Origin of the sequence: Achromobacter sp. ACM03 (assembly GCF_014851665.1) — a bacterium.
Classification (GTDB): Bacteria; Pseudomonadota; Gammaproteobacteria; order Burkholderiales; family Burkholderiaceae_B; genus Achromobacter; species Achromobacter aegrifaciens.
In genome coordinates, this window is the sequence record NZ_JACVAD010000031.1 from 1 (window position 1) to 309 (window position 309).

The window sequence follows — 309 nt, forward strand, 5'->3', positions numbered from 1 at the left end:
TGCCGCGACCCGAGATCGAGAACACGTCTTCAACCGGCATCAGGAACGTGCCGTCCACGGCGCGCTCGGGCGTCGGGATGTACGAATCCAGCGCAGCGGCCAGAGCCATGATGGCCTGTTCGCCCAGTTCGCCCTTGTCGCCTTCCAGCGCCAGCTTGGCCGAACCCTTCACGATCGGGGTATCGTCGCCCGGGAAGTCGTACTTCGACAGCAGTTCGCGGACTTCCATTTCCACCAGCTCGAGCAGCTCGGCGTCGTCAACCATGTCAGCCTTGTTCAGGAAGACGATGATGTACGGCACGCCAACCT

1 protein-coding gene is annotated in these 309 nt (G+C 62.5%); it reads right to left on the reverse strand.

What is annotated here, in order from left to right; all coding sequences use genetic code 11:
- The coding region (locus IB257_RS31450) for a GTP-binding protein (protein ID WP_255509224.1) at window positions 1-309 on the reverse strand (309 nt) is incomplete at both ends.